At 60.5% G+C, this 7,536-nt stretch carries 4 protein-coding genes; all 4 read right to left on the bottom strand.

The annotated features are described in order from the left end of the window. Positions 1-76 precede the first annotated feature (76 nt). On the bottom strand, positions 77-2,173 hold the full coding sequence (gene fusA, locus J5J83_RS18245) for an elongation factor G (RefSeq protein ID WP_212351365.1): 2,097 nt from the start codon (positions 2,171-2,173) through the stop codon (positions 77-79). A gap of 107 nt (positions 2,174-2,280) precedes the next feature. Continuing rightward, entirely contained in the window at positions 2,281-2,751 is a 471-nt protein-coding gene (rpsG, locus tag J5J83_RS18240; protein ID WP_212351364.1) for a 30S ribosomal protein S7, read from the bottom strand. Between the two features lie 33 nt (positions 2,752-2,784). Then, entirely contained in the window at positions 2,785-3,162 is a 378-nt protein-coding gene (gene rpsL / locus J5J83_RS18235) for a 30S ribosomal protein S12 (protein WP_108949539.1), read from the bottom strand. A gap of 132 nt (positions 3,163-3,294) precedes the next feature. After that, a complete protein-coding gene (rpoC, locus tag J5J83_RS18230) occupies positions 3,295-7,509 on the bottom strand; it encodes a DNA-directed RNA polymerase subunit beta' (protein WP_212351363.1) in 4,215 nt (1,404 codons plus the stop codon). Positions 7,510-7,536: the final 27 nt, after the last annotated feature.

The following is a 7,536-nucleotide window of genomic DNA, read 5'->3' as shown; positions in this document are numbered from 1 at the left end:
TGCCAACGTTTACGTGCGGCTTCGTACGCTCAAACTTGCTCTTAGCCATTGCTAATTCCTCGCTTCAGATCGTGAATTACTTACGATTGTTGATGACTGCTTCGGCAACGCTCTTGGGCGCTTCCGAGTAATGCTTGAATTCCATCGAGTAGGTTGCCCGGCCCTGCGACAGCGAACGCAGCTGCGTTGCGTAGCCGAACATCTCGGCCAGCGGCACCTCGGCCTTGATCTCCTTCACGCCGCCTACCAGATCGTCCATCCCCTGCACAATGCCGCGACGCCCGGACAGATCGCCCATCACGTTGCCCATGTAGTCTTCGGGGGTTTCCACGACGACGGCCATCATCGGCTCGAGCAGCACGGGATTGGCCTTGCGCATGGCATCCTTGAAGGCCATCGAAGCAGCCATCTTGAACGCGTTTTCGTTCGAGTCAACGTCGTGGTAGGAACCGTCGAACAGCGTGACCTTGACATCGACCACGGGGAAGCCGGCCAGCACGCCATTCGGCAGCGTGTCCTGCAGACCCTTGTCGACCGCCGGGATGTATTCGCGCGGAACCACACCACCCTTGATCGCATCGACGAATTCGTAGCCCTTGCCGGTTTCGTTCGGCTCGAGCTTGATCCACACGTGGCCGTACTGACCACGACCACCGGACTGCTTGACGAACTTGCCTTCCTGCTCGACCGCCTTGCGAATGGCTTCACGGTAGGCAACCTGCGGCGCACCGACATTGGCTTCAACGTTGAATTCGCGCTTCATGCGATCGACGATGATCTCGAGGTGCAGCTCGCCCATACCCGAGATGATGGTCTGACCCGATTCCTCATCGGTACGCACACGGAACGACGGATCTTCCGCAGCCAGACGTCCGAGCGCAATACCCATGCGCTCCTGGTCGCTCTTGGTCTTCGGCTCGACGGCGACGTGAATCACCGGATCCGGGAACACCATGCGCTCGAGAATGATCGGCGCGCTCGGGTCGCACAGGGTTTCACCCGTGGTCACTTCCTTCAGACCGACACATGCAGCGATGTCTCCTGCCAGCACTTCCTTGATTTCCTCACGCTCGTTCGCGTGCATCTGCAGGATGCGGCCGATGCGCTCCTTCTTGCCCTTGACCGAGTTCAGCACGGTCTCACCGGAGTTCAGCACGCCAGAGTACACGCGCACGAAGGTCAGCTGACCAACGAACGGGTCGGTCATCAGCTTGAATGCCAGGGCCGAGAACTTTTCCTTGTCGTCGGCCTTGCGCGAGGTTTCCTTCTCGTCATCGTCGATACCCGTCACAGGCGGAATATCGACCGGCGACGGCAGCAGCTCGATCACGGCGTCCAGCATGCGCTGCACACCCTTGTTCTTGAACGCGGTGCCGCACAGCATCGGCTGAATCTCGCAGGCAAGCGTGCGCTGACGCAGACCGGCATTGATCTTCTCAGGGGAGAGATCGCCGTTCTCGAGGTACTCGTTCATCAGGTCTTCGTTGGCTTCGGCCGCAGCCTCGACCATCTGCTCGCGCCACTCGTTCGCGAGCTCGACGAGCTCGGCCGGAATGTCCTTGTATTCGAACTTCATGCCCTGGGAAGCTTCGTCCCAGATGATGGCCTTCATGCGCACCAGATCAACCACGCCGGTGAAGGTATCCTCGGCACCGATCGGAATCACGATCGGCACGGGATTGGCCTTCAGGCGGGTCTTCATCTGCTCGACGACCTTGAAGAAGTTGGCACCGGAACGGTCCATCTTATTCACGAAGGCCAGACGCGGCACCTTGTACTTGGTGGCCTGACGCCACACAGTCTCGGACTGCGGCTGCACGCCACCCACCGCACAGTAGACCATGCAGGCACCATCGAGCACACGCATCGAGCGCTCCACTTCGATCGTGAAGTCGACGTGCCCCGGGGTGTCGATGATGTTGAAACGGTGCTCGGGGTAGGACATTTCCATACCCTTCCAGAAGCAGGTGGTCGCAGCGGAGGTAATCGTGATCCCGCGTTCCTGCTCTTGCGCCATCCAGTCCATGGTGGCAGCACCATCGTGCACCTCGCCAATCTTGTGATTGACGCCAGTGTAGAAAAGGATGCGCTCGGTCGTTGTCGTCTTGCCGGCGTCGATGTGCGCTGAGATACCGATGTTGCGGTAGCGCTCAATAGGAGTCTTGCGAGCCACGTTATACCTGCCTTACGTTATTCGCGCGTTGGCGCGCGATGAACCGTTCGTTTCGTTAAAAACAATCGAGCCCTTTGCAGGGCTCGAAACACCGCCACCAATCGGAATCAGAAGCGGTAGTGAGAGAACGCCTTGTTGGCCTCGGCCATCCTGTGGACTTCCTCACGCTTCTTCATGGCGGCGCCGCGGCCTTCGGCGGCCTCGAGCAACTCACCAGCAAGACGCTGGGCCATCGACTTCTCGGCACGCTTGCGGGCCGACTCACGCAGCCAGCGCATCGACAGCGCCATGCGACGGGAGGGACGAACCTCGACCGGCACCTGGTAGTTGGCACCGCCAACGCGGCGGCTCTTGACCTCGACCACCGGCTTGACATTGGCCACAGCCGAGGCAAACACCTCGAGCGGATCCTTGCCCGACTTGGTGGTGATGTGATCAAAAGCACCATAGACGATGCGCTCGGCAACAGCCTTCTTGCCCGACTGCATGATCACGTTGATGAACTTGGAGACATCCTGGGATGCGAACTTCGGATCCGGCAGGATTTCACGTTTTGGTACTTCGCGACGACGCGGCATATCTAAACCTCAAAAATGTTCTGGTGAAGCCGATCAGGCCTTCTTCGGACGCTTCGCGCCGTACTTGGAGCGCGACTGCTTCCGATCCTTGACACCCTGAAGGTCGAGGGAGCCGCGAACGATGTGGTAACGCACACCAGGCAAATCCTTTACCCGGCCGCCACGAATCAGGACCACGGAGTGCTCCTGAAGGTTGTGACCTTCACCACCGATGTACGAAATCACTTCGAAACCGTTGGTCAGACGAACCTTGGCCACTTTACGCAGCGCCGAGTTCGGCTTCTTCGGCGTCGTCGTATAGACGCGAGTACACACGCCACGCTTTTGCGGGCAGGCTTCGAGCGCAGGTACCTTGCTCTTGATGACTTCCAGCTGACGCGGCTTGCGGACGAGCTGATTGATTGTTGGCATAGCTTGAGAATTCCCAAAAAACCGAGGCAGCCCGCCAAGGGCCGCCTCGGGCGGTTTATTCCGGCTGCGACCGACTACGATTGGTCGGTCCACAAAAAGAGGCCGGAGTTTAGTCCGAGACTTAAAGAAAAGTCAACTCGTGTGACTATCCTGGTGCACTTCCGCAACAACTTCTTCCGGTGCCCAGGCATGCCCCGAGCCAAGATCCTCTCCCGCCACCTGCGCCTTACGGCTGCGATGATAGGCGAGGCCGGTACCTGCAGGAATCAGTCGACCAACAATGACGTTTTCCTTGAGACCGCGCAGCTCGTCGCGCTTACCCATGATGGCCGCCTCGGTCAGCACGCGCGTGGTTTCCTGGAAGGAAGCTGCGGAGATGAAGGAGTCGGTCGACAACGATGCCTTGGTGATACCGAGCAGCACGTTCTCGTATTGGGCCGGCAGTTTGCCTTCCGCTTCCAGACGGTCGTTTTCGTCCAGCACTTCGGACCGTTCGACCTGCTCTTCGCGGATGAAACGGCTATCGCCGGAGTCGCTGATGACCACGCGACGCAGCATCTGGCGAACGATCACCTCGATGTGCTTGTCGTTGATCTTCACGCCCTGGAGGCGATACACATCCTGCACTTCATCAATGATGTAACGGGCAAGCGCGTTGATACCCTGCAGACGCAGGATGTCATGCGGATCGGCCGGGCCATCGACGATGTGCTCACCCTTGTTGACGACCTGACCATCGTGGACCATCAGGTGCTTGTCCTTCGGGATGAGGAACTCATGCACCGTGCCGTCGGGCTCGGTGATCACGAGACGTTGTTTGCCCTTGGTGTCCTTGCCGAACGACACCGTACCGGTGTACTCGGCCAGCAGACCGGCATCCTTGGGCGAGCGAGCCTCGAACAACTCCGCAACACGCGGCAGACCACCGGTAATGTCGCGCGTCTTGGCAGACTCTTGCGGAATACGTGCAAGCACGTCGCCCACACTGACCTGTTGGCCGTCCTTCACGGTGATCAGCGAACCGACCTGGAAGGTGATGGTCACGGCGTGATCGGTGCCGGCGATACGCACTTCCTCACCGCTCTCGTCGAGCAGCTTGACCTGCGGGCGGACGCCCTTGGAGGCGCCCGTCGACGAGCGACGCTTGGAGTCGATGACCACCAGCGTCGACAGACCGGTGACTTCGTCGATCTGTTTGGCAACCGTCGCCCCTTCTTCGACGTTCTCGAACTTCACCGTACCGGCGTATTCGGTCACGATCGGGCGGGTATGCGGATCCCAGGTCGCGAGCTGTGCGCCGGCCTTGACCGTTGCACCGTCGTCGACCAGCAGCATCGCGCCGTACGGCAGCTTGTGGCGCTCGCGCTCGCGGCCCATGTCGTCTGCCACCACGATCTCTGCGGAGCGCGCAATGATGACCTTCTCGCCCTTGGCACTGGACACATAGCGCATGTTGCCGGCGAAGCGGATGGTACCGGCCGACTTGGCCTCGACACCGCTGGCGGATGCCGCTCTGGAGGCCGCGCCACCCACGTGGAAGGTACGCATCGTGAGCTGGGTGCCCGGCTCACCGATCGACTGCGCCGCGATCACGCCAACCGCCTCACCGGCGTTGACGCGCATGCCGCGGCCAAGGTCACGGCCGTAACACTGCGCACACAGGCCGTAACGCGTCTCGCACGTCAGCGGCGTACGCACCTTCACTTCATCCACACCAAGGCTCTCGACCAGGTCGACCGCATCTTCGTCGAGCAACGCACCGGCTTCAATGACCGTTTCCTGGGTATCCGGATTGACGATGTCGTCGACGCAGACGCGGCCGAGGATCCGGTCGCGCAAGGGTTCGATGACCTCGCCGCCTTCGATCAGGGCCTTCATCGAGAAGCCCTCGCGCGTGCCGCAGTCGTCTTCGATGACAACCAGATCCTGAGTGACGTCGACCAGACGACGCGTCAGGTAACCCGAGTTGGCGGTCTTCAACGCCGTATCCGCCAGACCCTTACGGGCTCCGTGGGTGGAGATGAAGTACTGCAGAACGTTCAGACCTTCGCGGAAGTTGGTCGTGATCGGGGTCTCGATGATCGAGCCGTCCGGCTTCGCCATCAGGCCACGCATACCGGCCAGCTGGCGGATCTGGGCAGCGGAACCCCGCGCACCCGAGTCGGCCATCATGTAGATCGAGTTGAACGCTTCCTGCTTGACCGTCTTGCCTTCACGGTTGACGACCTCTTCCGAGCCGAGCTGCTCCATCATGGCCTTGGCCACCTGGTCACCGCAACGGCCCCAGATATCGACGACCTTGTTGTAGCGCTCGCCATCGGTCACCAGACCGGAGGTGTACTGCTGGGCGATCTCCTTGACCTCGCTTTCGGCGGCGCGGATCAGGTCTTCCTTGAGCTTCGGTACCAGCATGTCCTTGACCGCGATCGAGATACCGGCGCGGGTTGCCAGACGATAGCCGAACTGCATCAGCTGGTCGGCGAAGATCACCGTCGCACGCAGGCCGCAACGGCGGAAGGACGCATTGATGAGCTTGGAGATCTCCTTCTTCTTCAGCGGCTTGTCGATGACGCTGAAGGGCAGCCCAGCCGGCAGGATCTCCGACAGGATTGCGCGACCGGCCGTGGTCTCGTAACGGCTGACACGCTCGATGCGCTCGCCGTCCGGGCCCAGGTCAGCCTCTTTCAGGCGCACGGTAATGCGCGCATGGAGCGAGATCTGGCCCGATTCGTAGGCACGCTTCACCTCACTGACGTCGGTCATGAACATGCCTTCGCCGGGCACATTCACGCCTTCGCGGGTGGCGTAGTAGAGACCCAGAACGATATCCTGCGACGGCACGATGATCGGCTCGCCGTTGGCGGGCGACAGCACATTGTTGGAGGCCAGCATCAGCGTACGGGCTTCCATCTGCGCTTCGAGCGACAGCGGCACGTGGACGGCCATCTGGTCACCGTCGAAGTCGGCGTTGAACGCGACGCAGACCAGCGGATGCAGCTGGATGGCCTTGCCTTCGATCAGCACTGGCTCGAAGGCCTGGATGCCGAGGCGGTGCAGCGTCGGCGCACGGTTCAGCATCACCGGATGCTCGCGGATGACATCTTCGAGGATGTCCCACACGACCGGCTCCTGCAGCTCGACCATTTTCTTGGCCTGCTTGATCGTGGTGGCCAGGCCGAGCAGTTCAAGCTTGTTGAAGATAAAGGGCTTGAACAGCTCAAGCGCCATCAGCTTGGGCAGACCGCACTGGTGCAGCTTGAGCTGCGGACCGACGGTAATGACCGAACGACCGGAGTAGTCAACGCGCTTACCGAGCAGGTTCTGACGGAAACGACCGCCCTTGCCCTTGATCATGTCGGCGAGCGACTTCAGCGGACGCTTGTTGGCACCCGTCATCGCTTTGCCGCGGCGACCATTGTCGAGCAGGGAGTCGACCGACTCCTGCAGCATGCGCTTTTCGTTGCGGACGATGATGTCCGGCGCCTTGAGTTCGAGCAGACGCTTGAGACGGTTGTTACGGTTGATGACGCGACGATACAGATCATTCAGGTCTGAGGTCGCGAAACGGCCGCCATCTAGCGGCACCAGCGGACGCAGGTCGGGCGGCAGCACCGGCAGCACTTCGAGAATCATCCACTCGGGCTTGATGCCCGATTGCTGGAAGGCCTCGAGCACCTTGAGGCGCTTCGAGTACTTCTTGACCTTGGCTTCCGAGCCGGTGGTCTCGAGGTCGGCGCGCAGCTTCTCGATCTCGAGCGTGACATCGAGGGTGCGCAGCAGTTCGCGGATACCTTCAGCGCCCATCACCGCATCGAAATCATCGCCGTACTCCTCGACCTTGGCGAGGTAGTCGTCTTCAGTCAGCAACTGACCGCGATTGAGCGGAGTCATGCCCGGTTCGACCACCACGAAGGCTTCGAAGTACAGCACACGCTCGATATCGCGCAGGGTCATGTCGAGCACCATGCCGAGGCGGCTCGGCAGGCTCTTCAGGAACCAGATATGGGCAACGACGCTGGCCAGCTCAATGTGGCCCATGCGTTCGCGGCGCACTTTGGACAGCGTCACTTCGACGCCGCACTTCTCACAGATCACGCCACGATGCTTGAGGCGCTTGTATTTGCCGCACAGGCACTCGTAGTCCTTGACCGGGCCGAAAATCTTGGCGCAGAACAAACCGTCACGCTCGGGCTTGAACGTCCGGTAGTTGATGGTCTCGGGCTTCTTGACTTCACCATAGGACCACGACCGGATCTTATCGGGAGAGGCGAGACCAATGGTAATGGCTTCGAACTCTTCCTCATTCGGCAGGGTTTGCTTGAACAGGTCAGCGAGCAGGCTCTTCATATATCACTCCATCCAGGACATGCGGGG

The sequence above is a fragment of the Azoarcus sp. L1K30 genome (genome assembly GCF_018122735.1).
Taxonomy (GTDB): Bacteria; Pseudomonadota; Gammaproteobacteria; order Burkholderiales; family Rhodocyclaceae; genus Parazoarcus.
This window is presented reverse-complemented; position numbering and strand designations above follow the sequence as displayed.

What these genes read in the sequence shown, in the direction of transcription:
- rpsG (WP_212351364.1), bottom strand. Translation starts at nt 2,751, where the DNA reads ATGCCGCGTCGTCGCGAAGTACCAAAACGTGAAATCCTGCCGGATCCG.
- rpoC (WP_212351363.1), bottom strand. Translation starts at nt 7,509, where the DNA reads ATGAAGAGCCTGCTCGCTGACCTGTTCAAGCAAACCCTGCCGAATGAG.
- rpsL (WP_108949539.1), bottom strand. Translation starts at nt 3,162, where the DNA reads ATGCCAACAATCAATCAGCTCGTCCGCAAGCCGCGTCAGCTGGAAGTC.